18 protein-coding genes and 2 tRNA genes are annotated in these 26789 nt (G+C 74.0%); 6 read left to right on the forward strand and 14 right to left on the reverse strand.

What is annotated here, in order from left to right:
• Positions 1-4: 4 nt before the first annotated feature.
• The 7 genes from J2S41_RS26405 to bdeA all read right to left on the reverse strand — a co-directional run bounded on the left by J2S41_RS26405 (position 5) and on the right by bdeA (position 12404).
• Entirely contained in the window at positions 5-4111 is a 4107-nt protein-coding gene (locus tag J2S41_RS26405) for a TIGR02680 family protein (protein ID WP_310371495.1), read from the reverse strand.
• Entirely contained in the window at positions 4108-5295 is a 1188-nt protein-coding gene (locus tag J2S41_RS26410; protein ID WP_310371497.1) for a TIGR02678 family protein, read from the reverse strand. Before J2S41_RS26410 ends, J2S41_RS26405 begins: the two co-directional genes overlap by 4 nt.
• 220 nt (positions 5296-5515) lie before the next feature.
• Positions 5516-7096, reverse strand: coding sequence for a TIGR02677 family protein (locus J2S41_RS26415; RefSeq protein WP_310371499.1), 1581 nt, complete (start codon positions 7094-7096; stop codon positions 5516-5518).
• Positions 7097-7309: 213 nt separating this feature from the next.
• Positions 7310-8674 carry an AAA family ATPase gene (locus J2S41_RS26420; protein ID WP_310371501.1) on the reverse strand — a complete coding sequence of 455 codons (1365 nt, stop codon included), beginning with the start codon at positions 8672-8674 and terminating at the stop codon, positions 7310-7312.
• Between the two features lie 145 nt (positions 8675-8819).
• Entirely contained in the window at positions 8820-10349 is a 1530-nt protein-coding gene (locus J2S41_RS26425; protein WP_310371503.1) for a hypothetical protein, read from the reverse strand.
• Positions 10346-11434: a hypothetical protein gene (locus J2S41_RS26430; RefSeq protein ID WP_310371505.1), complete on the reverse strand. Its 1089-nt coding sequence runs from the start codon at positions 11432-11434 to the stop codon at positions 10346-10348. The genes J2S41_RS26425 and J2S41_RS26430 overlap by 4 nt, the downstream gene beginning before the upstream one ends.
• 97 nt (positions 11435-11531) lie before the next feature.
• Positions 11532-12404, reverse strand: a complete 873-nt coding sequence (gene bdeA / locus J2S41_RS26435; RefSeq protein WP_445343934.1) for a bis(hydroxyethyl) terephthalate hydrolase — start codon at positions 12402-12404, stop codon at positions 11532-11534.
• A gap of 184 nt (positions 12405-12588) precedes the next feature.
• Here bdeA and J2S41_RS26440 point away from each other — a divergent pair, with 184 nt between their 5' ends.
• Positions 12589-13218 (forward strand): sugar O-acetyltransferase, encoded by a 630-nt coding sequence (locus tag J2S41_RS26440; RefSeq protein WP_310371506.1) that lies wholly within the window; start codon positions 12589-12591, stop codon positions 13216-13218.
• A gap of 203 nt (positions 13219-13421) precedes the next feature.
• On the opposite strand, the gene J2S41_RS26445 is transcribed toward J2S41_RS26440, so the two are convergent.
• Positions 13422-15698: a putative bifunctional diguanylate cyclase/phosphodiesterase gene (locus J2S41_RS26445; RefSeq protein WP_310371508.1), complete on the reverse strand. Its 2277-nt coding sequence runs from the start codon at positions 15696-15698 to the stop codon at positions 13422-13424.
• Between the two features lie 90 nt (positions 15699-15788).
• Here J2S41_RS26445 and J2S41_RS26450 point away from each other — a divergent pair, with 90 nt between their 5' ends.
• Positions 15789-16841: a YihY/virulence factor BrkB family protein gene (locus J2S41_RS26450; RefSeq protein ID WP_310371510.1), complete on the forward strand. Its 1053-nt coding sequence runs from the start codon at positions 15789-15791 to the stop codon at positions 16839-16841.
• Between the two features lie 62 nt (positions 16842-16903).
• Here the strand turns inward: J2S41_RS26450 and J2S41_RS26455 are convergent, their stop codons facing one another.
• Complete coding sequence (locus J2S41_RS26455; RefSeq protein WP_310371511.1) at positions 16904-17230, reverse strand: hypothetical protein; 327 nt, start codon at positions 17228-17230, stop codon at positions 16904-16906.
• Between the two features lie 258 nt (positions 17231-17488).
• On the opposite strand from J2S41_RS26455, the gene J2S41_RS26460 reads away from it, so the two are divergent.
• Positions 17489-17561, forward strand: a tRNA-Asn gene (locus J2S41_RS26460).
• Between the two features lie 868 nt (positions 17562-18429).
• Positions 18430-18506, forward strand: a tRNA-Ile gene (locus tag J2S41_RS26465).
• 210 nt (positions 18507-18716) lie between these two features.
• Here the strand turns inward: J2S41_RS26465 and J2S41_RS26470 are convergent.
• From J2S41_RS26470 to J2S41_RS26480, 3 genes are read right to left on the reverse strand one after another with little or no spacing between them, the layout of a single operon-like run.
• Positions 18717-20087, reverse strand: coding sequence for a WXG100 family type VII secretion target (locus J2S41_RS26470; protein WP_310371513.1), 1371 nt, complete (start codon positions 20085-20087; stop codon positions 18717-18719).
• Positions 20088-20090: 3 nt separating this feature from the next.
• On the reverse strand, positions 20091-20723 hold the full coding sequence (locus J2S41_RS26475; RefSeq protein ID WP_310371515.1) for a hypothetical protein: 633 nt from the start codon (positions 20721-20723) through the stop codon (positions 20091-20093).
• 51 nt (positions 20724-20774) lie between these two features.
• On the reverse strand, positions 20775-22160 hold the full coding sequence (locus J2S41_RS26480; protein WP_310371517.1) for a S8 family serine peptidase: 1386 nt from the start codon (positions 22158-22160) through the stop codon (positions 20775-20777).
• Between the two features lie 197 nt (positions 22161-22357).
• Between J2S41_RS26480 and J2S41_RS26485 the strand changes: the two genes are divergently transcribed.
• Together J2S41_RS26485 and J2S41_RS26490 are read left to right on the forward strand one after the other, a co-directional pair.
• Positions 22358-23323 carry an ADP-ribosylglycohydrolase family protein gene (locus J2S41_RS26485; RefSeq protein WP_310371519.1) on the forward strand — a complete coding sequence of 322 codons (966 nt, stop codon included), beginning with the start codon at positions 22358-22360 and terminating at the stop codon, positions 23321-23323.
• Between the two features lie 70 nt (positions 23324-23393).
• Positions 23394-24638: a D-arabinono-1,4-lactone oxidase gene (locus J2S41_RS26490; protein ID WP_310371521.1), complete on the forward strand. Its 1245-nt coding sequence runs from the start codon at positions 23394-23396 to the stop codon at positions 24636-24638.
• A 9-nt stretch (positions 24639-24647) separates the two neighbouring features.
• Here the strand turns inward: J2S41_RS26490 and J2S41_RS26495 are convergent, their stop codons facing one another.
• Together J2S41_RS26495 and J2S41_RS26500 are read right to left on the reverse strand one after the other, a co-directional pair.
• The gene (locus J2S41_RS26495; protein ID WP_310371523.1) at positions 24648-26087 is read right to left on the reverse strand and encodes a WXG100 family type VII secretion target; all 1440 of its coding nucleotides are present in this window, start codon (positions 26085-26087) and stop codon (positions 24648-24650) included.
• 4 nt (positions 26088-26091) lie between these two features.
• Positions 26092-26640 carry a hypothetical protein gene (locus J2S41_RS26500; RefSeq protein WP_310371525.1) on the reverse strand — a complete coding sequence of 183 codons (549 nt, stop codon included), beginning with the start codon at positions 26638-26640 and terminating at the stop codon, positions 26092-26094.
• Positions 26641-26789 lie beyond the last annotated feature (149 nt).

Consider the following 26789-nt stretch of genomic DNA (forward strand, 5'->3'; position numbering starts at 1 on the left):
GCCGCTATTGCGTCCTGGGCTCGTCGGCGGGGAGGAAGTCCTGGCCGGTCCAGACGAAGCGCGCGGTGGTGACCGCCTCGTCGCCGTCCGCGTCGCCGGCGATCAGCTGGTGGATGGCGATGCCGTCGACCTCCGCGTACGTGCACCACTCCTGGTCGGAGGTGAGCATCAGGTCCAGGTCCAGGCCGGTGAGCACCTCCATCAGCTGGCCGCGGTTCATCTGGTCCACGCCGACGAACACCTCGTCCAGCAGGATCAGCCGCGGCGCCTCGGGTGCGGCCCGGTAGTGCGCGGCCGCGGCGGCGAACAGCGGCAGGTGCAGCACGATCGCCTTCTCGCCGCCGGACTTCGCGCCGTGCTGCTTGCGCGTCACCGGCGCCCAGTCCTCGCCGCCGGAGCGCATCTGCACCACGAACCGGTGCCAGCGGCGGTAGTCGAGCACCTCGCTGAGTTGCTGGTCCCAGCCGGTCGCGGCGCCGGTGGTGCGCAACTCGTCGATCCGGGCGCGGAAGAACGCGTGCAGCACCGTGCGTTCGTCGTCGGAGAGCGTGGACGGGTCGGCCAGCAGCAGGTCGCGCGCCTGCTTGAGGCCGGGACCCAGCTCCGGGTTGACCTCCCAGACCAGCCGCACGCCCAGGCCGGAGACGGTACGCACCTGCTCGAGCTGCGCGCTGACCTGCCGGACCAGGCCGGTCGCCTGCCGGATTCGCTCGGCCACGTGCCGGCGCGTGTCGCCGATCAGCGTGTGGTCGAAGAGTGCGCGTTCCTCCTCGCCCAGGCGGGCGCGGGTCTCGTCGCGCTCCGCGGTGACGCGCGCGGCCAGTTGGCCGGGGCTGATCCGCAGACCGTCCACGGTGGCGGAGACCACCTGCACGTCGCACTGCTCGTCGGCCTCCATGGCCAGGTCGGCGTAGCCGGTCAGCGACTCGCGGATGGTGTGCAGCACGTCGGCCAGCGCGCTCTCGTCCTGGCGCAGGTGCCGCGGGCCGTGCGGCAGCCGGCCGCACTCCTCCGCGATCGCGCGTGCGGCCTGCAGCGTGGCGGTGACCGCGCCGAGCCCGGTCAGCCGCGTCTCCAGGCCCGCGTCCGGGCCGAGCAGTCCGGCCAGCCGGGCCAGCCGGCCGACCGCCTCGTCGCGGGCGGCGGTGGCCGCGTCCCGCGCGCGCTCCGCAGCCTCGGCGCGCGCGTTCAGGTCGCTGATCCGGCTGATCAGCTCGTCGTGGCGGGGGCGCAGCGCGCGCTCGTCCCGCCGCAGGCCCTCGGCCCGGGCGCGGAGCACGTCCACCTGGTCCAGGACCGCGCTGAAGTCGGTGCCGACCGCGCCGGCCACCGACTCGAGCCGGGTCTGCGCGGCGTCGACCTTCTCCCGGGCGGCGGTCAGCGCGGCCTCGGCCTCGGCCGCCGCGGCGGTGGAGCGGGCCGCCGCCTCCTCCGCGTCCGCGAGCCGGTCCGCCGCGTAGTCCCGCCGGGCGCGCTCGGCCAGCCAGCCCTCGCCGGCCTGGCGCAGCGCGCGCAGCGCGTCCGCGAGCTGCTCCAGGTCACCGGCCGTGGTGGGCAGGCTCTGCCGGGAGCCGGTCAGCGTCAGCTCGCGCAGCGTGGCGCGGGCCGTCTCCTCCGCCGCGGCCAGGTCCGACTCCGCGCCGGTGAGCTGGTCCTGCACGGCGGCCAGCCGCAGCTCGGCCCGCTGCACCGCCTCCAGCGCGCGGGCGCCGTCGGCCAGGGACGGCCGGGCGGCCGCCTCCGCGTCCAGCGTGGCGCGCTCGGTGCGCAGGCCGGCGATCGCGACCGCGACCTTCTCCCGGGCGGCGTCCAGCGTGGCCAGCTCGCCGCCCAGCTCGGCCAGGCGGCGCTGGCGGGCCCGCTCGCGCGCGTCCACGCCGAGGAACTCGGCCTCCGGCTTGGCCCAGCTGCCGTACGCGAGACCGAGCCGCCAGCTGCCGTCCGCGCCGACGCCCGCGCCGTGCCGGGGCGCGGTCTCGCCGTACCCGATCGCGTTCAGGATCTGGCGGACCACGGTGGGCGCGACCGGCGCCGCCTCGCCGCGCTCCGGCGGTGCCGCGTCCAGGATGGACAGCAGCGAGTCGCCGGGCGCCGGCACCGCGCCCATCGAGGCGACGAACGAGTCGTGGCCGTCCGCGGCCATCCCGATCGAACCGTCCGGGCGGATCCACGCGTCCAGCAGGCCGGAGGCCTGGAGCGCGGCCTCCACCGCGGCCTGGGTGGCCGGCGGCACACCCTCGTGCCAGGTGACCACCCGCCACAGCGGCGCGCCGGGGCGGTTCGCCTCCCGGGACGCGGTGCGGTGCGCCGGCGCGGCCGGTTCACCGGGCGGGCGGCGGGTCAGCGCGGCGTACTCCGCGGACAGCGGCGTGCGCTTGGCCAGCAGCTCGCGGTCCGCGGCCATGCCGGCGGTGTGGTCGGCCGCGATCCGCTCGCGCACCTCCGCGGTCACGTCGCCGATCAGCGAGGCCAGCGCCACCTCGTCCGCGCCGAGGTCGGCCAGCACCGGCGCGACCGGCGCGACCGGGAGCACGGTGCAGGCGGAGGCCCAGGCGGCGATGCTCACCCGGTGCGCGGCGACGCGCTCCTCGTACGCCTGGCGGGCCTTGGTCAGCGTCGCCTGCGTCTCGTCCCGGTCGGCCGCGCGGGCCTCGCGGCGCGCGGCGGCCCGCTCCCGGTCCGCGCTGGCCCGGGCGTGCGCGGCGATCGCGGCGCGCACCTCCTCGACCTGGCCCTCGCGGCCGAGCAGCACGCCGCGCAGCAGCGCCCGGGCCTGGTCGATCGGCTCGTCCGCCAGCGGTTCCACCAGGCCGGCCAGGCCCGCGCGGTGGGCGAGCGCGCTGGTCTCGTGCCAGGTCCGCTCCACGGCGGCGGACGCGGAGGTCAGCTCCGCGCGGCGGGTCTCGACGCGCGCGGCGTCACCGGTGGCGTCGTCGCGCCGTGCCGTGTCGGCCGCCTCCGCCGCCTCCGCGGCGCGCTTCGCCTCGCGCAGCGCGGCGCGGAACTGGTCGAGCTGCTGACCCTCGCGGTACGCCGCGCTGTCCCGCAGCCCGCCGATCGCCTCCTCGGTCAGCGCGACGTCGCGCTCCAGTTCCTCGCGCCGCGCGGTCACCTCGGCCTGCTCCGCCACGGCGGCGGCGTGCGCCTCGCGCTGGCGGGCCGCCTCGCCGGCCACCTCGTCCAGCTCCGCGTCCGCGTGGATCAGGTCGGCGGCGCCGCGGCGCAGCGCGCGCCGCGCGTACTGCTGCTGGCGCTCGGCCAGCCGGGTGGCGGCGTCGACCTCCGCGTCCAGCGCGCTCAGCCGCTCCCGGCTGCGGTCCAGCCGCTCGAAGCCCTCGGCGATCTCGGTGAGCCCGGCCGGGTCGAGCGGCGGCAGCGCCTTGGACAGCACCTCGGAGAGCGCGTCCGGGTTGAGGTGCTCGGAGAGCTTCGGCGTGCGCAGTTGCAGCAGGGTGGCGATCAAAGCCTCGTACTGCGCGTCGGAGAGGCCGCGGAAGACCGCTTCGCGGACCGCCTTCCGGTACGGCTCGGGCCCGGAGTGCACCGTGCCGTGCCCCTCCAGCGCGGCCGCCAGGTCCGGCTTGGTCAGCGGCACGTTTCCCGGTTTGACCAGCGAGAACCCGCCCGGCACGCCGACCCGGGAGCTGGTGGTGAAGAACGTGGCGTCGACGGTACGGGTGTTCGACGACGCCGACAGCCGGGCGCCGCAGGTGAACCACTCGGCCGCGCCCTGCGGATCGGTGCGGCCGAACTCCAGCCAGACGTAGCCGACCCGGGTGGTGTGCGGGTAGCCGTCGCCCATCAGGTTCCAGTGCATGGTGCGCTCGGAACCGCCGAACGTGGACAGCCGGGACGGGCGCAGCGACGCGTCGAACAGGAACGGCAGCAGCAGCTCCAGCGCCTTGGACTTGCCGGTGCCGTTCGGGCCGCGCAGCAGCAGCCGCCCGTGATGGAACGTGAAGATCTCGTCGAAGTAGCGCCACACGTTCAGCACGCCGGCCCGGGTCGGCGCCCAGCGGTCCGAGCGCAGCTGGCCGGCCAGCTGCCGCGCGACCGCGACCGCGAACGGGTCGTCCGACGGCTGCTGCTGGGGCAGGGTCAGCAGGGTCATCGCGCTCTCCGGGGTCTCGGGGTCTTCGCGGTGGAGGCCGGTGCGGGGGCGTACCGGGCGGCGGCCGGGCGGGCCCTCGCCACGTCGCCGTCCACGGTGACGAGCGCGAACCTGCCCAGCACGGCCAGCGCCTCGGCCAGCAGCCGCTGCGCGCCGCCGTCCGAGCGGTAGGTGCGCGCCCACGCGGGCAGCTCCGCGAACCGGGCCACTATCTGCTCGGCCAGCACGGCGGTGGGCACCGGCGCCGGGTGCGCGGCCAGGACCGAGTCGAGCAGCAGCAGCGCGGTCTGGGCGGCCACGCTGTTCTCCGCGGGGAAGCGCTCGTCGGTGGCGAGCGCGTCCGGGTCGATCGCGAGCATGCCCTCGGCGCGCTCCTCCAGTTGCAGGCCCGCCTCCTCGACCGCGGCCCGGATCGCGCGCCGGCCGGGGGCGCTCGTCGCGTACGCCCGCTCCGCGTCGTCCAGCTCATCGAGGTAGACCACCGGGTCGTCCAGCAGGCGGCGGATCACCGTGTGCCGCAGCCGATCCGCGTCGTCGTCGTACCGGTCCTCGCGGACCAGCGCGGACACGTCCGGGCCGGGCAGCCGGGACGGCGGCTGCGGCGCGGAGAGCAGCCGGGCCAGCCGGGTCGCGTCCACCCGGTAGAGCACCTTCGCGTCCGCGTGCTCCAGGTAGGCGTCGGTGCTGCCGTCGGTGGCGGTGAGCACGCCGAACCGCTCCAGCATCATCAGCGCGTCCACGTAGGCGCGCCGGTCCTCGCGGCTGGCGCTGTCGAACGTCGGTATCGCCGGCTCGACCGCGGTGGCCTGGGTCAGCCGGCCGGCCAGGATGCCGATCGTGGTGACCTGCCCGGTGAGCAGCTCGGCCGCGAGCACGCAGAACAGCGCGTACCGGCGGCGGTCGAACGGGTCCCGGTTGCCGCGCGGGCGGCGCGGCGGGCGGGTGCCGTCCGGCCGGGCGGAGACCTTGGCCAGCCGCGCGTAGCCCTGCCGCGCCTCCACGGACAGCCGCCAGCCGGTGTGCTCCGCGAACCACGGCACCAGCTCGGCCGCGTGCCGCGCCACCAGGAAGAAATCGTCCGGGTCGACGGCGCGGGTGAGCAGCGGCCGGGCCAGCAGCGCCCGGATCGCCTGCGCCCGCTCGAGGTCCCGTTGCCGATCGAGCTCCGACCGCAGGTCGGTCATGCCGGTCTTCCGGCGGTGCTGCGGCGCCCCTGTGGTCGGCGCTGAGCCAATGATTCGCTCGCAAGCTCGCATGTGCCGGGCTCCGCGCGCACACTGCGATCCCAGCGTGGTCGGCGCTGAGCCAATGATTCGCTCGCAAGCTCACATGTGCCGGGCTCCGCGCGCACACCGCGATCCCAGCGTGGTCGGCGCTGAGCCAATGATTCGCTCGCAAGCTCGCTCATGCCGTGGCCTCGCGCCGGAAGGCCGGGCGCAGCGGGACCGGGGCGGCCTGGCCGGGGCGGGACTCGCTGATCGAGACGATGAAGTCGGGGGCGACCAGCACGCCGCGCGCGGTGCGCAGGTACGCCAGGTGGTGGTCGGGCGGCGGGAGCAGCACGACCACGAGCCGGCCGTCCGCGGTGGAGGCGCGCCGCTCGCCCTTGCGCGCCGGCACGGTCAGCGCGCGGGCCAGCAGCTCCAGCAGGCGGGAGAAGCTGCCCTGGTCGAGCCGGGCGAACGCGGACAGCCGCACCGGGCCGGGCGTGGCCAGCCGCGACCACGCCTCCTCCAGCTCCAGCCGCTCGCGCAGCGCGCGCTGCCGGCGCTGCTCGCGGATCTCCGTGGTGTCCCGCACCCGGGCGGTGCGCGAGGCGCGGTCGGACTGCCCGTGCGTGCGCAGCAGCGGCGACACGTGCACGCCGGGCGCGGCGAACCACGACGTGCTCGGCCCGACCGCGGTCGGGTCGTCCGGCGCCAGGTGCGTGTGCCGCGCGGACCACAGCCCGGTCGCGGCCGCCCACAGCTCGTGCGCGGTCTCGTCCGACTCGGCGGTGGAGAACCAGCGGGCCAGCGTGCGGAAGTCCGCGGCGGTGCTGGACCCGCGGCGGCGGCTCTCGCTGAGCCGCTCCAGCGCGCGCATCAGCGCCACGATCGCGCGGCGGGCCGTGTCGGCCAGTTCCTCCACCCGCGCCCGCCCGCCGTCGGCGGGCCGGAACCAGGCGCGCAGCCCGGCCCAGCGGGCGGCGCGCTGCTCCAGGAAGCGCGGGGCCGGGTCGGCGTGGCCGGGCAGCGCGGGCAGGTCGGCGCCGCGCAGCGCCCGCGCGTGCAGCGCCTCGACGCCGCGCTCCTCCACCCGGGCCACCGCCTCGGCGATGGTGAGCCGGCGCGCGTCCAGGTCGGTCACGAAGTCGGTCAGGTACGCGATCGTCGCCTGCTTGAGCTCCTGGAACGTGGCCGGGTCCGCGCCCTCGTCGCGCAGCAGCCGCTGCAGCCGGCCGTTGAACCGGATCACGCCGGACCGCAGCGCCGCGAGGTGGCCCTCCAGCTCGGTCAGGGCGGCGTGCACGCGCCGGTCGTCCGCGCCCTCGTCGGCCTGCAGCGCGTCCAGCTCGCCGAGCCGGGCGGCGATCCCGTCCAGCACCGAGACGGGCAGCGCGCCGGCGTCGTCCAGCAGGTCGAGCGCGTGCAGCAGTCCCTGGTACGCGGCCTCGCCCTTGCGGCTCAGCGAGTAGTGCAGGTTGCGGCGCTCGTACTCCGCGGCGGAGGCGTAGTGCGCGGCGTGGTTCTGCGTGCGGTCGACCAGGCCGTGCTTGTGGAGCGCGCCGAGCGTGTACTCCAGTGACTCGTCGGAGACCGGCTCGTACCACCCGATCTCCGGCAGCCCGGCCAGGACCTCATCGAACGTCAGCACCGCGGTCAGTCGCTCCGCGGCCTCGCCGAACACCTGCATGACCGCGGTGTGCAGGTCGGCCCGCTCGGTGGTGGTGAAGGCGAACATGTCCGCCGGCACGCGCCGGAAGGCAGGGCGTGCGTCGCTCACCCGCGTCCCCTCCTCCGCCGGTGCCTGGATGTCTGTGGCCGGGTCGTGTGCGGGGCCGATCGCGGACCCCATGGCAGGCTACAGGTCCGGCCGGGCTTACGCTTCGACCCGAGTGCCCCTAAACCCGGACATTCCGGGCTTTTCCCTGGTCCGCCGACCTGAGAAACATCCACGACCACGACTTGACCCGGTACGCTCCGCCTGTGACGCCGGTCATACCCGTTGACGCGGAGCGACGACGCGGTGCGCGCTCAGGTGAGCCAGGATCGAGTGGTTCGCCTCCCAGCCGTCCGGGAACCTGACCGGCACGTTCAGGTGCACCGGGTCGGTCGACGGGTGCGCGTCCAGCAGGTCCGGGATGCCGGCGCGGGCCACCACGATGCAGGCGTGGCGGTGACGCGACGTGAGCACGCACAGGCGCCCGGACTCGAGGTGGAACGCGGTGGCGTCGCGGCGGCCGGAGAGCGGGTGCAGCACCACGGTCACGTCGTACTCGCGGCCCTGGAGGCGGTTGGCGGTGTCCACCGTGATCGTCTCGCCGGGGGTGCCGCGCAGCAGGTTGCGGATGACCGCGGCCTGGTCGCGGTGGGCGGTGCCGATCGCGATCCGGCTCGCGTCCACCGGCGCGCCGTCCCGGGACCGCTCGGAGACCGCGACCGCGCCGGCCGACAGCACCCGCAGCGCGAGCGCGGCGCAGGCGGCGGCCGCCTCTCCGTCGGTACGCAACGTGTGGCGGGCCGGCAGCTCGTAGAGCGCCCAGCCGGTGGCGGCCGCCTGCGCCACCGCGGCGTCGACCGCGTCCGGATCAGGCCCGGCGACGGCCGGAACGGGAGCGCCGACGGACCCGGCGTCCAGCACCAGCGCGCGGTCCTCCGGCCGGGTGCCGGCGCGGAAGCCGGTGAACGGGTAGAACGCGGGCGCGACCACCTCGGCCGCGGACGGCGGCAGCCGCCAGGAGACCGGGAGCCGGTGGACGGGCAGGCCGGGGTTGTGGCGCAGCAGCACGGAGACCGCGCTGAGCATCGGGTCCCAGGTCAGGCCGGTCCAGCGCGCCGACTCCACGGTGGAGAAGGGATCGAGCTGGCCGGGGTCGCCCACGAACAGCGCGCGGGAGAACCGGGACGCCACCCGCAGCAGCGCGTCGGAGCGCATCTGGTACGCCTCGTCCACGATCGCCCACGCCCAGGAGCCGTCGCCGACCGTGGCCCACTTCGCGGCCGTGGCGATGATCACCGAGCCCTGGCTCACGTCGCCGATCTTGGCGCCGACCGTGACGGACCGGTGCTGCGAGACCCGCTCGGACGCGCGGTAGTCACCGGCGGACAGCCGGCCGATCGGCAGCTCCGGCGCGGCCGTGGCGAGCCGGTCGATCAGGTCGTCGACCTGCTCGTTCGTCTGCGCGATGACGATCAGCTGCTCGCCGGCCGCGGCCAGCACCTGCGCGGCCCTCACCACCAGCGTGGACTTCCCGGCACCGGGCGGCGAGTCCACCACCACGCCCCGGTGCGCACCCCGGCCCAGATCCGCCAGCACCGCGTCCACCACGGCGTTCGCCGCCACCCCCGGCGGGGCGCTCATGCCGGGCCGCCAGCGACGCCGCGGTCCCAGCGTGGTCGGCGCTGAGCCAATGATTCGCTCGCAAGCTCACATGTGCCGGGCTCCGCGCGCACACTGCGATCCCAGCGTGGTCGGCGCTGAGCCAATGATTCGCTCGCAAGCTCGCTCATGACCAGTCCTCCGCCGCCGCGTGGTCGCCCTGGTCGAGGGGGTCGTCGGCGATCGAGTAGTGCGGTGGGCCGCCGTGGGTCCAGGGTGTCTCCTCGCGGGACGGGAACGTGCCCGGCGGCGCGTAGCCGAGGCTGAGGCTGGTGTAGCAGATCCGCTCCCCCACCTCGGGCACGCTGCCGGGCGGCGCCTTGAGGCCGCGGCCCATGCCGCCGGACAGCTCCAGCACCACCTCGGTCTTGTCGCCGTCCTCCACCGGCGTCACGTAGATCACGCGCGCCTTCTGGGCCGGCTTGGACGGCGAGACCAGCGTCGTACCCTCGGTGAACAGCACCGGATCCGTGGTCACCACCTGGATCCGGGGGCGCAGCACCGGGCGCTTGCCGGTGTCGTCCACCCGGGTCGGGGCGGAGAGCGTGACCTCGCCGACGAACGCCTCGCCGCCCAGCCGGTGCTCCGCCATGATCAGTGGATCGTCGAACGCGCGCTCCACCGCGTAGGTCTGCATGGCGCGCTCCAGCTTGTGCAACCGGGTCGCGGCCGCCACCGCGCCGTCCCGCCGGGCCTGCGGCGCGCCGCCGCCCTGCACGTAGAGCGAGAAGTCGCTGAACACGTCGCGGTCCTGCGCCCACCGGCCCTCGACCGACGCGCCCGCCGGCATCGCCCGCATGATCCGCAGGCCGCGCCACATCAGCTCCCAGGTCGGCGCCAGCTGGCCGCGGAGCAACTCCTGGAGCTGCCGGTACGCCTCGCGCTCCGCCTCCGGATCGTCCGACTCGGACGCGGCCCGGTAGACGTCCATGGCCGGGCCGAGCACGTCGTTGTCGAAGCCGGGGTCGGTGGCCGGGCCGGCCGGCGGGCACACCTCCGGGTCCTCCGCGCGCCGCGCGGCCTCGGCGCCGGTGCTGCCCGGCGGCGGCGCGATCCAGTTGACCAGCGAGCCGAGGTGCGCGTCCTCGTGACCGCTCTGCCCGGTGGCCCAGTGCGCGGCGAGCAGGTCGGTCATGGACAGCAGCATGGACGAGCCGGGCTGCTCCGCCCGATCCGCGAAGAACGTCAACCACCGGCCCAGCAGCGGTACGGACGGGTGCACCGGATAGTCGCCGTCGGTGCGCCGGAACCGGGTGGACCGCCCGAACAGCCGGACGAACCCGATGCCGGCCGGCGCGGGCACGATCACCTGCGGCGCCTCCAGGTAGCGGTAGCGCACGTCCCGGCCGCGGTCGGTGGCGACCGCCTCGGTGGCCGCGCAGAAACCCTCCACGTACGGCAGCAGGATCTCGGCGAGCCGGGCCGCGAAGTCGAAGCGCTGCGCGCGGTCCCGGGGCTGCGGCACGATCAGCAGCTCGGGCCGGTTCTCGTCGGTGCCGAGCATGGCGGCCAGCGGCGCGTTCGCCTCGCCCGCCATGGTCAGCGGGATGAAGACCAGCGGCAGGTCGGAGAGGTGCGCGTGCCGTACCGTGGCGATCGGTTGTGCCCGTCCCGCCACGACCGCCTGCGCCTTGGCCAGCGAGGTGAGCGTGCTCACGGCACGAGCTCCGCGCGGAGCCGGTGCGCGGCCCGGAGCAGCGCGGCGGCCTCGGCCTGCTCCGGCGTGGGCTCGATCGCGCCGGTGGCCAGCGCCAGCACGGTCCGCACGTCCTCGATGCCGCCCAGTTCCTCGCGCACCGACCGGCCGAGCACGGCGGTGGCGGTGCGGGCCTCGTCGCGGCAGAAGAACGACAGCTCGCAGGTGGCCAGGCAGTCCGGCGCGTAGCGGGCGGAGACCGCTCGCACGTCCGCGATCAGCTCGGCCGGGTCGCGGGTGGGCTCGCCGTCCTCGCCGGCCCGCAGGTCGAACGTGATCCCGTCGGGGAGCCGGTCGAGCAGCGCGTCGATGCCGGCCATCCGGGACAGCTGGCGGCGCAGCACCGCGAGCTGCCGCCGCACGTCGATCATGCTGGAGATCGGCGTGTTGGAGAAGTCCTTCGGGCAGACCAGCAGCACCTCGTGCGAGACCGTCTCCGGGTCGCGGCCGGCCTCGGCCAGCGCCTCGCGCAGCGCCAGCACGTAGACCGCGGCCTGGGTGGCGGCCGCGGAGACCTTGCCCGGGTCGGCCTGCTCGTCGATCACCGGGAAGGACTTGATCTCGACGATGTGGTAGCGGCCGTCCACCTGGAACGCGACCAGGTCGGGCTCGAGGTAGACGTGCTTGCCGGCGACCGCCAGCCGCAGCATCGGGTGATCGAGCAGCGTGTCCGGGTTGTCGCGCAGGGCCTCGAGGGTACGGGCGTAGCGCTCCTCGTTCGACGCCTTGGGCCCGCCGGACAGGTCCAGGTACTTCGGGACCTCGACGCCGAGCAGGCCGACCAGTTCGGCGCCGTCGTTCGCCTTGAGCCGCGCCTCGAAGACGTTGCCGCGCACGATCGCGAACGAGGACTGACCGAACCGCCCCGGGAACCCGATGTGCTGGGCCACCCTCATCTTGTCGACGCCGGCGCCGTCCATCACCGCGCGGCGGTCGCAGCCCGGGTTGCCGGTGAGCGCGGCGATCGTGCGGGCGTTGTGGCGGCGCGGGGCCACCGGGCCGCGGAGCCGGGCGAGCCGGGCGTCCGGCGTGCGGGTCTGCGCCATCCGAGCAAGGTACAACCTCGCGGCGGGAAAACCGGGAAGAGGCGCGGCGTGTCGCACAAATGTACGGCACACCACGCCTATACAGTGATATATCGGTTTAGAACGGGCAGGTGCTGCGGTACTCCTCCACGCTCAGGCTCACGCCGGGGCCGGGACAGAGGAATCGCGTGTACCGCGTGTCGTCGTCCACGAAGCGCTTCAGCCACGAGATGCCGTACTTCGCGATCGTGGTGTTCGACGCGTTCGGCGTGAAGTGGGTCGCGCCGTTCAACTCCAGGTACGCCTTGTCCAGCGACGACGGCAGACCGGCGTAGAACGGTTCGGAGTGCGTGGCGACCGGCGCGACCGTGTCGCCGTCCGCGCCCACGATCAGCGTCGGCACCCGCACCGTGGACCAGATCTTGGTGGTGTTCCACCCGGTCAGCGGGATCGCGGCCCGCAGCGACGGGCGGCTGCGCGCGGCCTCCAGCGAGCCGCCGCCACCCATCGAGTGCCCCATCACCGCGACCCGGGAGCCGTCGACGCGGCCGCGCACGACGCTGGACCCGGTCAGGTAGTCGGCCGCGGCCAGCAGTTGCCGGCCGCGCGAGTCCGGCTGGTCCAGCGTGGTGATCGTGTCGATGGTGAAGACCACGAAGCCCTGCGAGGCCAGGCGCGGGCCGAGCCACGCGATGCTCGACTGGTACGCGGTGAACCCGGGCGAGATGACGACCGCGCCGAACGTACCCTCGGCCGTGCTCGTCGGGTAGTAGATGGTGCCGCCGCCGAAGCCGCTCACCAGCAGCGAGGACACGCTGATCTCGCCGGTGGCGAACGGGCCGCGGACCGCCTCGACGCTCGCGTTCGTCGGGTCGGGCCCACGCTCGTACGGATTGTCGGCCGCGGCGGACGCGGGCGCGGCACCGGCGAGACCGCCGGCGGCCATGGCGAGCGCGAGGACGGCCGCGCTCAGGAATCGTGGCTTGTGCACGTCGTTGTACTCCCTGCCTCGATCGGGGAACCGCAGCTCGGGGACGGATGCGGTTCGACGGACATCGATCAGGGTGCGCGTTCGGGCGGCCCGCGTGCATCGGCGAAATCACCGGTCTCGACCGCGCCCTCGCACGTGATCTAGGTTGTGAGCTGCGAAGATCAGGTCGGGCGGAGGGTGGCGCATGGACGAGCGCGAGCGGGAGGTCCGCCGCCGGATGGCGGCCCGGGAGCTCTACCGGGACGCGGACCCGGGGCTGGAGGGCCTGGCGGAGGAGCGGACCCGCGGCAAGGAACTCGCCGACGAGTACAACCGCACGAGCCCGCGCGCGACGGCGGAGCGGGACCGGCTGCTGCGCGAGATGCTGGGCGGCGTCGGCGAGCGGGTCTGGGTCGAGCCGCCGATCCGCGTCGCGTACGGCCGCCACCTGCACCTGGGCGACGACGTGTACGTCAACGTGAACCTGACGGTGGTGGACGACGGCGAGGTGTTCGTCGGCGACCGGGTGATGTTCGCGCCGAACGTGACGATCACCGCCACCGGCCACCCGGTCCACCCGGACCTGCGCCACGACGGCACCCAGTTCTCCGCCACGGTCCGGATCGAGGACGACGTGTGGATCGGCGCCGGCGCGACCATCCTGCCGGGCGTGACGATCGGGCGCGGCTCGGTGATCGCGGCGGGCGCGGTCGTCGCCGGGAACGTCCCGCCCATGGTCGTCGCGGCCGGCGTCCCGGCCCGCGTGCTCCGCCCGATCACGGACGCCGACCGCGAGTGGTCCTACCGCCCACCCCGCGACCTGCCACTGCCGTGACCGCGCCGCGGGTCCCGGCGAGCACTGAAGCCGGCCACCGACGGATCAGACGTGACCGCGCCGCGAGCCCGGCCGCTGCGGCCACCAACGTGGTTTGAAGCCGGCCACCCACGGATCAGACAGGGAGGCCGGCCACGGCCGACCGGTGCCCGCGGGAGCATGCGGATCGCGACCGCGCCGGAAGTGGGCAGATCGAAAAGGGTCTAGGAGACCCTCGCCGCGAGCAGCGGCGGCACCTCGGCGGCCGGGACCGGGCGGGACAGCAGGTAGCCCTGGAGGTAGTCGCAGCCGAGGTCGCGCAGTGCGTCGCGCTGGGCCGGCTCCTCCACGCCCTCGGCGACCGTGGACATGCCGCAGGAACGGGCCAGCGCGATCAGCGCCGCCACCATGTCCCGGCCGCGCGGCGTGCCGAGTTCCGCGACGAACAGTTTGTCGATCTTGAGGGCCTCGACGTTGAAGCGGCTGAGCCGGGCCAGCGACGAGTAGCCGGTGCCGAAGTCGTCGATCGCCAGGTCGATGCCGAGTGCCTGGATGCGGCGAATCGCGGCGACCACGTCCTCCGGGTCGTCCATCAGCGCGGTCTCGGTGATCTCGATGACCAGGTTGTCGCCGAGCAGGCCCCAGCGGGAGAGCGCGTCACCGAGGCGGTCCGGCAGCGCGGGGTCGCTCAGCTCGGCCGCGCCCACGTTGACCGTGACCCTGAGGTTGGCGCGGGCGCCGGAGTCGATCCAGGCCCGCAGGTCGGACAGCGCGTGATCCAGCATGACGGAGGTGATCCTGCGGCTGAGCTGCGCGCGTTCCGCGATCTCGATGAAGCGGTCCGGGCGGATCGGGCCGCGCGTGGGGTGCGTCCAGCGGGCCAGCGCCTCGAAGCCGCGGACCTCGCCGGTGACGGCGTCGCAGATCGGCTGGTACGCCGCGTGCAGTTGCCCCTCGTCGAGCGCGCGGACCAGGTCGGCGCGCAGCTCCAGTTCCTCCGACGTGGTGTGGTGCATGCCGGGGTTGAACAGCTGGATGTTGTTCTTGCCGGCGCGCTTCACCGCGTACATGGCGATGTCCGCGTCCCGGAGCACCTCGATGGCGTCGCGCGGGTCGTCCTCGGCCACCTCGACCAGGCCGACGCTGGCGCCGAGCGCGATCCGGCGGCCGGCCACCGCGAACGGCTCCTCGAACGTGTCCAGCATGCGCCGGGCGAACGCGCGAGGGTCGCCGTCGAAGTCTTCCAGCAGCACGGCGAACTCGTCACCGCCGAGCCGGACCACGGTGTCGGTGTGCCGCAGCACGCCGACCAGCCGCTGCGCGACCGTGATCAGCACGGTGTCGCCGGCCGGGTGGCCGAGGCTGTCGTTGACCTCCTTGAAGTCGTCCAGGTCCAGGAAGACGAGACTCAGCCGGGTGGGCGTGCCGGGCAGCAGCTCGCGCAGGCGCGCGGTGAGCATCGCCCGGTTGCCGAGCCCGGTCAGCGAGTCGTGGGTGGCCTTGTACCGGAGCACCCGCTCACTGCCGGCGAGCCGGCGCAGCAGCGCGCGATTCTCCGCGAGCACCAGCAACTGGCGGGCCATCACGGCCGAGAACAGCACGACCAGGCCGAGGTTCACGGCACCGTCCGGCGTACGCCCGGCCGCGAGCTGGAAGCCGCAGAACACCGCCGTGGGGATGATCGGCAGGTACGGACCGTAGACCGCGAACCGCGAGTCGGCGCTCCGCTCGCGGCGCGGCGAGGTACCGCCCCGGCACGTCGCGGCCGCCGCGGCGACGAACGCGAACGCCAGCGCCCAGATGCCCGGGTTGACCGCGTCGAACGGGCGGCCCTCGTGCAGCACCAGGTAGGCGAACGCGGCGTCCGCGCCGGTGAGCGTGGCCAGGAACGCCACGACCAGCAGCGGGCCGCGCCGGCGACCGGCCGGGAACTCGGTGAGCACCAGCACGGTCCAGAAGATCAGCAGCACCATGTCGCCGAGCACGTACGTCAGCCCGAACGCGACGCCGAGCCGGTCGTGGCCCGCCTGCGCCCAGATCTCGCCGAAGAACGCACCCCACACCACGATGAACACGGCCGCGGCCGCGACCACGCCGTCGAGCGCCATCCGCAGCCGGGCCCGGACGCCGACGGCCGGGGACGTGGTCCACACGGCCGCCAGCATCAGCGCGAAGAACGCCAGCCGGGCGCCGACCAGCAGCGGGGACGGCGCCGACGAGGAGTGCGCCATCAGGTTGCCCCAGGCCCAGCCGGCCGGTCCGGACGACCAGGCCACGCACGCGGCGGCCTGGAGATACCAGGAGACCCGGGCGAGGCGGTGCCCGGCGTGCCGCGCCGCGCGCAGGCAGAGCACCGCCGCGGTGACCGCCACCGCGAGCGTGAGCAGCGACGACACGCCACGGCCGAGCGCGCCGCCGGACGCGGGGAACACGCCGGCGGTCAGCAGCGCGGCAAGCGCGGCGCACGCGGCGGCGACGGCGGTCCGCTGTGCACGGGTCATGCCCGAAAAGTCGGCAACAGCGCCCGCAGGGTTAGATTTTCGCTGGTCAGGGCAGTCAGTGGGGAGGCACGCGGAATAGGGAGGACGGCGATGTCACTACTGCACCGGCACCGCAATGAGACGAAGAAGGACAATCACGACAAGGAGTCACCGGCGCGGAGCGACGCCAAGGACGCGCCCAAGGACGACGCGGGCGGCGGACCGGTGCCACCGGAGGCCGGCCCGGACAGCCCCGCCCAGCTCAGCGGCAACTCACTGTGGAACGCGGTGAAGCGGACGATCGCCGAGTTCCAGGACGACAACCTGTCCGACTGGGCCGCCGCACTCACCTACTACGGCGTCCTGTCCATCTTCCCCGGACTGCTGGTGCTCGCGGCCGTCCTCGGCCTGCTCGGCGACGACACGCTCACCCGCGTGGTGGACAGCGTCCGGCCACTGCTGCCGGCCGAGACCACCCAGATCCTGGAGAGCATGGCCGGCCAGCTCAGCGCCGCCGACACGTCATCCGGCCTGATCGCGCTCGTCGGTCTCGCCGGCGCGTTTTGGTCCGCATCCGGCTACGTGGGCGCGTTCATGCGCGCGTCCAACGCCATCTACGAGGTGCCGGAGGGCCGCCCGGTCTGGAAGACGCTGCCGATCCGGGTCGGCGTCACCGCGCTGGTCGGCCTGATGCTGATCGCCTGCGCGGTCATCGTCGTGTTCACCGGCGGCCTCGCCGACCGGGTCGGCTCCGCGATCGGCCTCGGCGAGGCCGCCGTGACCGTATGGGACATCGCCAAGTGGCCGGTGCTGCTGGTGATCGTCAGCCTGATGTTCGCGGTCCTCTACTGGGCCTCGCCGAACGCCAAGACCGGCGGCTTCCGCTGGGTCACCCCGGGCGGCTTCGTCGCCGTGCTGCTCTGGGTCGTGGCGTCCGCGGGCTTCGGGTTCTACGTGGCGAACTTCGGGTCCTACAACAAGACGTACGGCACGCTGGCCGGCATCATCGTCTTCCTGGTCTGGCTGTGGATCTCCAACATCGCCATCCTGTTCGGCGCGGAGATGGACGCGGAACTGGAGCGGCGGCGCGCGATCGCGGCCGGCACGCCCCCGGACAAGGAGCCGTTCCTGGAGCTGCGCGACGACCGCAAGGTGAAGAAGTAACCCCCACACGAGAACGGCCCCCGGTACGCACCGGGGGCCGTTTCCGTGGAACTCGCTGACGATCAGATCGAGGTGTTGCTGCTCCGGGAGCCGGCGAACGTGTCGTCGGCCGCGGTGATCGAGGAGGTCGGGGTGGTGCTGGTGCTGGTCGACGTGGTGTTCGTCGTCGCCAGCCGCTCGCCGAGCTTGCTGTGCGCCAGCTTGTCCTTGCCCTCGCTGTACAGCCGGTTCGCCTGCGCCTGCGCGACGCCGGCGGCCTCCTGCACGGTCGGGTGGTCCAGGACCTTGCGGGCCTGCACCCGCAGCTCCTCGTACTTCTCCCGGCCGGCGCGGGCGCCCAGGACGAAGCCCGCGGCCAGCCCGCCGATGAACAGAAGCTTTCCGCGCATGTTGGCGGCTCCTCTCGTGCCTTGACGCAGCACCGCCCTGCGGGCAGCGCTGTCGCGCCTGTCGTTCGTTGCTGCCGGGGTACGTACCCATCCTGCCCCCGCACCATGCCCCCATGTGCGGTAGTCGCGGAAATGTCCGAAAACCTGGCACGTGGCCTTCGGTAACCCGGTGGCAGAACCCCCCAGTGGGTCATGTAAGGTTATGCCCGTCGCCAGGGAGCGGAGAGATCCGCGGGCCTGGGGCCACAACTGAAACGATCCCCTGTAGCTCAATTGGCAGAGCAGCCGGCTGTTAACCGGCAGGTTATTGGTTCGAGTCCAATCGGGGGAGCGAGATCCCTGGATCCCCCCTGCCCGCGGAGAGCGCGGGCAGGGGGGATCTCGCATTCTGCTCCGGGGCCGAGCCCCGGAAACCCCACGGTCCGGTGGTGGCGTTGCGTGGGTCGGCGCAGGTTGCGTACTACGGGCGGAGATCTTTCGGGCTCCGGTGCGGTGGTTGCGTTACGCGGGTCGGGGTGGTTGCGGGCCTTTCCGGCGTTGCTTTACCTCCGCTTTCTTCGCTGTCGGCTTTCCCGCCCGGGCGGCGCTACTCTCCCTCTGCGCTGCACTCGGCATCGCCCTCCCCGCTCCGCGCCACGTTCCCCTCCGCGTCGACCTCTGCGCCGCTCCCCTCCGCACCACGTTCCGCTCCGCGTCGCCCTCTGCGCCGCTCCCCTCCGCGCCGCCCCCTCCGCGCCCTCTGCGCGCCGCCCCCTCCGCGCCGCCCCTTCCGCGCCGCATCCGTGTTGCGTCGTTTTATGCGTCGATTAGGAGGATCGCGGGATCGGGAGACCGGCGGCGTGGTGCCTCGGCGGGCGTGGTGCTGGGCGCCATGTTCTCCGCGCTGGCGGTCGTAAAGCTGGTGATCATGGCGGATTCGGTAGCGCCGTTGCGGTCGGCGTGCCGCTGGACACCGGTGGTGGTCCGCTGGCTGCTGGCTGCTGGCGCGCGCTGGTACACGACCTGGGCGACCGGATGCGGTGGGGGAGCCGGCCGTCCCGTTGGGGGTATGCACGATTCACCGAAGAAGGACGGCCGGTTGATCTCCGTTTAAGCGATATTCGGCCGATATAGGCGAGGTATGGCTTGATCAAAGGTGGCCTGTCCCGCCCGATTGCCGGTGGCCGGGGCACAGGCGTACGGGATACGATCCCCGCGCCGGGGCGGTAGCTCAGCCGGTTAGAGCAGGGGACTCATAATCCCTCGGTCGCGGGTTCGAGTCCCGCCCGCCCCACCATTTGACCTGCGGAAACGTCGCTTTTCGGATCGACGCCCATGGGCGGTCAACCCCCATTGGACGTACACCTTGTCCGTTTTAGCGGTATTTGCGATCATCGAACGAGAAGATCCATACTTCGCGCCGCACGCGTGATCGAGATCTCATCGACCGGCCTCACGTGAAGCGGCGGGGTCATCGGCCCCGCCACTCCTCGTCACGTGAGCGCGATCAGCGCAGCACGCCCGGTGCGGCGTCGCCGCCGCCCCAGACGTCCTCGTCCTCCTGGAGCCAGGTGCTGCGCTCCTCCTCGCCGCCGAAGCCGGCGCCGGGTCCGCCGCCCATGCCGGCCAGCCCGGCCGCGCCCGGGCGGCCGGCGCCGCTCTTGCCGCCGGCCACGCCGCCGGAGAGCATCGGCTTGCCGCCCTTTCCGGCACCTCCCTTGCCCGCGCCCCGCGCGCCCGCGCCGGCACCCATGCCGCCCATGCCCGCCATGCCGGCCATCCCGCCGAGCGCGGCGCCGCTGACCGGCTTGCCGAGCGCGCCGCCGCCGGGAAGGCCGCCGGAGCCGATGCCGCCGCCGGAGCCGCCGCCCGCGCCGAGACCGCCCGCGCCCAGGCCGCTGAGGCCGCCGGAGCCGAGGCCACCGCCACCGAGACCGCCGGTGCCCAGCCCGCCGCCCGCGCCGGCCAGCCCGGTGCCGGAGCCGGTCTTCGGATCGAAGCCGGTGTCGACGCCGGGCGTGTAGCCGGTACCCGCGTCCGGGTCGAACCCGCTGGTGCCGTCGTTGATCGGCGGCGTGTACGGGCTTCCGCCGGTCGGGTCGTAGGCGCCGCCGCCGGGAATGCCACCGGAGCCGATGCCGGACGGGTCCGCGCCCAGCTTCGGCGCGCCGCCCATGCCACCGCCACCGCTGACCCCGCCGACGCCGCCGCTTGGGCCGCCGCTGCCGGTGGGCACCTGCTCGTAGGGCGTCTGGTTGGCAACGTCGACGGGGGTACCGGCCGGCGTCACCTCGGTCGTGTCGGCGACCTGCCCGTTCAGCGTCTTCCAGTAGCCCAGCGCCTCGTCGCTGCCGTTGGTGACCGCGTCCTGCACCGCGGTCCACACCTTCTGCGCGAGCCCGCCGGTCAGCGCGTTGCCGAGATCCCGGTAGGCGCCCATCGCACCCGCGATGTCCACCTTGATCGCGTTCTCGAACGAGCCGATCGGGATGGTCAGGTATGAGTTCCGCGCCTCCATCACGTCGGGCTGCATGGCGATCGGGATCGGGATCTTCTCCTGCGCCGCGTGCAGGTCGTCGGCCGTCTTGTTGAGACTCGCGACCACGCCGCCGCCACCGCCGCCGTTCGCCTCGTCCGCGACCTTCTGGATCTTCTCCGAGATGGTCTCGATGTGCTTCTTGAAGGCCTCGTAGGCCTCGCCCTTCCAGACGGTGCCCAGGTCCTTGACGTTCTGGTCGAGGCTGGTCTTGACGCTGTTCAGGTTGCGCAGCACCGCCTCCCAGCCGAGCGCCGCGGTCCGCAGGTCACCGGGACGGCCGTCGATGACCACCTGGTTGACGATGTTCTCCCAGGACTCCTCGCCCCAATTGCGCGCCATCGCCTAGCCTCCGTACGCCGAGTCGCCGGAGGAGGTGCCGTCGCTCGGGTATGAGGCCGGCGTGGCGGTGGTGCCGGTGGCCGGATACCCGGACCCGGACCCGTACTCCCCCGTCTGCACCTCGGACGCGAAGACCTGCTCGAACGCCTGCGCCGACATCTCGTTCGCCCGCTCGGCCGTCTCGTACTTCTCCTTGACCTGCTTCAGCGCCTCGGCGGCCTGCAGCAGTTCCTCGGCGATGGTCCGGACCGACTGCTCCGCGGTCTGGTAGTGACCGAGGTGCCGCTGCGCCATCGCCTGCGCCGCGGGGTAGGTGCCGAACGGCGACTTGCCCTGCGCCGAGGCCGGCCCGGTCAGCCAGCTGCCGATGTCGTCGCTCATCGCGGGCAGCAGGCGGTCACCCAGGTACTTCGAGTGCTCCTCCAGCCAGCGGATCGCGCCGTCCAGGCTGTCGGCATCCCACTCCGTGTTGAGACCCGGGTCGCCGGACGTGCTGTTGATCTCGGTGGGCTGACGCGCCGCGTTGACGTCGTTCGAGGACCAGAAGCCCACACCCGCCGTCGGCGTGGCCGCCAGCGGCGGTATGAAGACCGGGGTCACCTCCCGGGCCGGTCCGTTGTTCTCCTCGGCTGTCATCTCGTCTTCCTCCCCGTTGTCACGATGTTCGGTCCGTGGCCGGTACGCCGGTCAGCCGCGGTACGGCGGACCGGGCGGCGGGTATTGCGGGCCGGGCTGCGGTGGGTACTGCTGCTGCGGCGGGTATCCCGGAGGTCCCGGCTGCGGCGGCGGGTATCCCGGGGAGCCCTGCTGTGGCGGATAGCCGCCCTGCTGCGGTGGATACGGTCCCGGCTGCGGATACGGTCCGGGAGCGCCGACCGGCATCGGCGGGCCGGGGCGGCGCTTGTTGCCACGCGACGCGGCCGCGATGATCGCCACGACGACCACGACCACCAGGAGCAGGCAGATGCCGCCGGCGATCAGCAGCACCGTGTTGCCGGCGAGGCCGTCGTCCTCCGGCGCGGGCTCGGCCGCGGTGCCGCCGTCGGTGTCGTCGCCCAGCAGCGGGTTCCGGTCCACCGCCGGCACGTCCTCGGTAAGCGCGGCGACCGGGTTGACGATGCCGTCGCCGTACTGGCCGTCCCAGCCCTCGGGGCCCTTGTCGTCCGCGGTCCGGATCAGCCGCTCGATCACGTTGGCCGCGTCGAGGTCGGGGTACTTCGCCCGGACCATCGCCGCCACCCCGGAGACGATCGCGGCGGCCGCGCTGGTGCCGCCGCCGATGCCGTAGCCGCTCTCGGACAGCGCGGGCGGCTGCGGGCCGATGATGTCCTGGGCCGGCGCGGACAGCACCGCACCCCTGCCCTGGGCGGACTGGGCGGCCCAGAACGCGCCGTCGGTGCCGATGCCGGTCACCGCGATGACGCCCCGGATCCGCGCGGGCGTGATCACCTCGCGGGCGCCCTCCGAGAGGTTTCCGGCCGCGGCGACCACCACCACGTCCTTGCTGAGCGCGTAGTTGACCGCGTCCGCGAGGTACTGGGGCGTCACGGTGCCGCCGCCCCAGGAGAGGTTGATGACCTTGGCGCCGTTGTCCGCCGCCCAGCGGATGCCGGCCGCGCCGAGCTCCATGCTCTGGTCGTCGGCGCCCACGGCGTACGGCAGGATCTTCACGCCCGGCGCGATCCCGGTCATCCGGTTCGGCCCGCCGCCGATGCCGGCGATGGTCCCGGCCATGCCGGTGCCGTGCCCGTCCTCCCGGTCGGACCGGCCGTCCGCGGCCTCGCCGTTCACGCCCTTGCCGGGAAGGACCTGGCCCTGGAGATCAGGATGCGAGGCGTCGACGCCCGAGTCCACGACGCCGACCACGACGCCCGCGCCGTTGCTGATCTTCTGCGCCTCGGAGATCCTGAGGAGGTCGAAGTACCACTGCTGACGCTCCGCGATCGTCGGCGCCGCGACCGCGGCGGACGGCGACACGAACAGCGCGCCGCCGGCCAGCATCGCGGCCAGCGTGGCTGCCGTGAACCGGATCACCCCGCCGGTACGGTGGCGCCGGGCTCTGGTGGGCCTCACCGCTGACTCCCCCTGTCGGATTCGATGTGCTGCCGAGAATACGGCCATCCGTACCCCCGGCGGCAATCTCGCCCACCGCGCGGACCAGCCCGCCCGGCGGCGACGACATCCACCTAGATCAAACTTTCGGGTGCATGCTCCTTCCCCGCGGCTGATCATCGCTGACCCGCGCAAGGCTGCCGTAGGATCACGGACCTATGAGGGAGCTGGCGCGCGAGTCCCGGGTCCGTGGTTGTCTGCTCGGCGGAGCGGTCGGGGACGCGCTCGGCAACCCGGTGGAGTTCGATCGCGAGCCCGGGGTCACCGACCTGGAGCTGTCCGCCGACGGCCTCGCGCTGATCACCGACGACACGCAGATGACGCTGTTCACCGTCGAGGGCCTGATCCGGTCCGGCGGCAGCGGCATCCCCGAGGCCGTCTATCAGGCCCATCGTCGCTGGTACGACACGCAGTGGCTGCCCGGCCCGCCGGAGCACGCGGACGGGCTCGCCGCCCGGCCGTTCCTCTACGCGCGGCGCGCACCGGGCAACGCCTGCCTCAGCGGTCTCCAGCTCGGCCGGATGGGCACGTTCGCGCACCCGGCGAACCCGGACTCCAAGGGCTGCGGCTCGGTCATGCGGTCCGCGCCGTTCGGCCTGTGGCCGGCGGTGAGTGCGGAGGACGCGTTCGCCCGCGCGGCCGAGTGCGCGGTGCACACCCACGGCCACCCGACCGGTTACCTGGCCGCCGGCACGTTCGCCGCGATCGTCCGCCACCTGCTGGACGGCGACGACGTCCGCACCGCGACCGAGCGTGCCATCGGCATCCTGACCGCGCGCGAGCGGCACGAGGAGACGCTGACCGCGCTGCGCCGGGCGCTGGACACGCCGTACGCTGCGGGTAACGCCGGCATCGAGCGGATCGGGCTCGGCTGGATCGCGGAGGAGGCGCTGGCCATGGCGGTCTACGCGGCGCTCGCGTTCGAGGAGCCGGACCGGACCCGGGACGCGCTGCTCGTCTCCGTCAACCACGCGGGCGACAGCGACTCCACCGGCGCCATCTGCGGCAATCTGCTCGGCGCCCGGCACGGCGAGGAGGCGCTGCCCGCCGCGTGGGTCGCCCGCCTCGAAGGTCTGGACACGATCGGCGAGATCGCCGACGACCTGGTGAAGGCGGGGGCATGAGCGAGCTTGCGAGCGAATCATCGGCTCAGCGCCGACCACCACGAATCCGCAGCGGACGGAGTGGTCCGGCATGACGGTCACGAACTGGGCGGGGAACGTCACGTTCGGGGCTGCCCGGGTGCACTCGCCCGGCACGCTGGACGAACTGCGCGAGGTCGTGGCGGCGAGCGAGCGGCTGCGCCCGCTGGGCACCGGCCACTCGTTCAACCGGATCGCGGACACCGACGGTGACCTGGTCTCGGTCGCGTCGCTGCCCTCCACCGTGCACATCGACTCGCTCGCCAGCGAGGTCACCGTGAGCGCGGGCGTCCGCTACGGCGAACTCGCCTCCCGGCTGCACGCGGCCGGGTACGCGCTGCACAACCTGGCGTCGCTGCCGCACATCTCGGTGGCCGGCGCGGTCGCCACCGGTACGCACGGCTCCGGCGTCGCCAGCCCGGGCCTCGGCGCGGCCGTCACCGGCCTGCGCCTGGTCACCGCGGACGGCGAACTGCTGGAGCTGCGCCGGGACGACCCGCGGCTGGCCGGCGCGGTGGTCAGCCTCGGCGCGCTCGGCATCGTCGTCGACGTCACGCTGCGCGTCCGCCCCACGTTCGACCTCGCGCAGTACGTCTACGAGCGTCTTCCCTGGTCGCAGCTGTCCACCGGCTGGCCGGAGATCATGGGCGCGGGCTACTCGGTCAGCCTGTTCACGGACTGGACCGACTCGGTGATCAACCAGATCTGGGTCAAGCGCGACCCGGCGGACGCGCCGCTGCCCACGCGCTGGCACGGCGCCACCATCGCCGAGACGCCGCTGCACCCGGTCCCCGGCATGTCTGCGGTGAACTGCACGGAGCAGGGCGGCGTGCCGGGCCCGTGGCACGAGCGCCTCCCCCACTTCCGCCTCGACTTCACGCCCAGCAGCGGCGCCGAGCTGCAGACGGAGTACCTGCTCCCGGCCACGAACGCGCTGGCCGCGCTGGAGGCGGTGGACTCGATCCGCGACCGGGTCGCGCCGGTGCTGCAGATCTCCGAGATCCGCACGATCGCGGCCGACGACCTCTGGCTCAGCCCGAGTCACGGCCGGGACAGCGTGGCGATCCACTTCACCTGGCACCCCGACGCGGACGCGGTCGCACCGGTCGTCGAGGCGCTGGAGGAGCGGCTCGCGCCGTTCGACGCCCGGCCGCACTGGGGCAAGGTCTTCGCCACCGACCCGGCCGCGCTGCGCGCCCGCTACCCGCGCTTCCCCGACTTCCTGGCGCTGCGCGCCGAGCTGGACCCGTCCGGCAAGCTGATCAACCCGATGCTCGGCCGCTATCTCGGCCTTTAGCCCCGCGACTCAGCGGAGCACCCCGGGAGCCACGGCCTCGTTGCCGCCCCAGACGTCCTCGTCCTCGGTCAGCCAGGTGCCGTGCTCCTCCTCCGCGCCGTAACCGGCGCCGCCCTGACCCGCGCCGGCGAGGCCGGCCGGTCCGGGCGCGCCGGGACGACCGGTGGCGGCGCTTCCGGCGACGGCGCCACCGGGGAGCGTCGGCTTGCCGGCCGCGCCCTTGCCCGCGCCCCGCGCTCCCGCGGCCACGGGTCCCGCGCCGCCGACCCCGGCGATCCCGGGCACGGCCGGGGCGACCGGCTTGCCCAGCGCACCACCGCCGACCAGCCCGCCGGCGCCGAGACCACCGGCACCCAGGCCCCCGGCACCCGGACCGCCGGCACCGGACGGCGAACCGATCCCGCCGGCGCCGAGGCCGCCGGTGCCGAGCCCGCCGAGACCCCCGGCGCTGGGCGCTCCCAGGCCGCCGGTGCCGAGCCCGCCGCCCGCGCCGGCCAGGCCGGTGCCGCCGAGCGCGTCCGGGTCGATCGTGCTCGCGCTCGGGACGGTGCCCGGAGCGAGGCCACCGGCCGCGGGAAGTGAGGTCGTGCTCGGATCGAACGCGCCGGTGGCGGGCGGGGCCGCGGTTGCCGACGGGTCGAAGCCTGCGGTGCCGGCGCCGAGCGGCGGCGTACCGCCCGCGGCCGGGTCGAACGGGCCGGCGGCCGTGGACGGGGCCGCGCTCAGCGCCGGGGTGGCGCCGGCGACCCCGGCGCCGCCGGTGAGGGCGCCGAGGCCGCCGCCCGGCCCGGCGGTCGACAGCGGCACCTCGGCATAGGGAAGCGCGTCCGCGCCCGCGGTGATGTTGCCGCCCGGCGTACCCGCGGCCTCGCCCTCGATCTCGAAGTTCACCCGGTTGTAGATCACTCGGGCCTCGTCGGTCCGGTCGTTCAGCCAGTCGCGGAGCGCGTCGATGGCGCCGGTCGCGGCCAGCGCCGCGCCCGCCGCCGTGCCCAGGGCGACGCCGAGCGGGCCGAACGGCAGGCCGATCGCGGCCACCGCCGCCGCCTCGAAGAGCCCGTCCGCGATGCCCTGGTCCTCGTTGCGGGCCGCGGCGACCTCGTCCTCGATGCCGGCCGGGATCGGGATCTCGGACTGCGCGGCCTCCAGCCGGTCCGCCGACTCGTTCAGCGTGCCGACGACCGTGCTCAGCTCGTTCGCGCCGTCGGAGATCGACTGGAGGTTCGCGGAGATGCGCTCGATGTGCGCCTTGAAGGACTCGTAGGCCTCGCCCTTCCACGTGGTGCCGAGGTCCGCCACGTTGCCGTCCAGGCTGGTCTTCACGCTGTTCAGGTTGCGCAGCGCCAGCTCCCAGCCGGCCGCCGCGCTCCGCAGGTGGGCCGGTTTCCCGTGCACCACGACCTGCCTGACCATCTCTTCCCAGGACTGCACCCCGTACTTGTCAGCCATCGGGTCACCCCTCGTAAGGTGTGGTGTGAACGGCGGGCTCCACGGCCACCGTGCTGGTCACCGGCACGTCGGACACCGGCGTGGCGGACGCCGGCGTGGCGGACGCCGGCACGGCCGTGGCCGCCGGGTAGCGGCCGGCCGCGGGCGCCGCCTGCGACGTGAAGATCTGGTCGAAGGACGAGGCGCTGAGCTCGTTGGCCTCCTCCGCGGTCTTGTACTGGTCCAGCACCACCCGCAGCGCCTGCGCGGCCTGCCACAGCTCGGTGGCGACGCTCCGCACCGACGCGTCCGCCGCGGTGTAGTGCGCGATGTGCCGTTGCGACAGGTCGAGCGCCGTCGGGAAGGTGCCGAACGGCGACGCGCCGCCCGGCGGCGGCAGCAGCCAGTCGCGGATGTCGCTCTCCATCCCGGGCGCCAGGGTGCCGCCGAGATATCGCGAGTGGGTCTCCAGCCAGGTGATCGCGCCCTCCAGCGTGGACGCGTCCCACTCGGTCGAAATGCCCGGGTGGCCCGGTGCCGGCGCCAGCCGGCTGGGCTGCCCTGACACGGTCACGTATTGCTGCCCCGCCGGCTCCGGTGGAATGACCGCGCCCGGCGGCATGAAAACAGGTACAGGTCCAGGTCCCGCCATCGTGCTCTCCTCCCGTGCTCCGAAGGATCCGCTGCGACCAATACGCCCGTCGCGCCGAAGCGGTTCACCCC

This window comes from Catenuloplanes atrovinosus, from assembly GCF_031458235.1.
GTDB classification, from domain to species: domain Bacteria; phylum Actinomycetota; class Actinomycetes; order Mycobacteriales; family Micromonosporaceae; genus Catenuloplanes; species Catenuloplanes atrovinosus.